General features: G+C 52.2%; 1 pseudogene. It reads right to left on the reverse strand.

Features of this window, described 5'->3' with window-relative positions:
- Positions 1-406: pseudogene (locus tag Tanf_RS10580) on the reverse strand (hydroxypyruvate isomerase); the annotation flags it as partial.

Consider the following 406-nt stretch of genomic DNA (forward strand, 5'->3'; position numbering starts at 1 on the left):
CTTACGGAAATGGGAGAAAGATTCGTGATGCTTGCGGATGTGTAAGATGATATTACTTTGCAGGACCGGTAGATGATAAATATCTTAAAGCTACTAGAAATTGTGCAGCCCGCCACCCCGGCACAGTACCGCACCCCAGACCGTATCGTCGCACAGATAATCTTTGTGGCCTACGCTGTTAAGCAACTCCATCGACACGGTCACGCCGTACTTCTCTGCTGTCGGCATAATGCCCCCGCGTCCTTTGGCGCAATTTTCTCCTCCTTGCAGACCGGTCGCGCCGTTGCGCCGTCCGGTGAAACAAATCAGGTTTTTCAATCCCGCATCGGCCACCATTAGGATCACTTTCTCGTAGCTCGCCACAAGTTCGTCGTGCAGCGACGGATCGTTAAATCCGCGGTCTATT

It is taken from the genome of Tannerella forsythia, assembly GCF_001006485.1.
Classification (GTDB): Bacteria; Bacteroidota; Bacteroidia; order Bacteroidales; family Tannerellaceae; genus Tannerella; species Tannerella forsythia.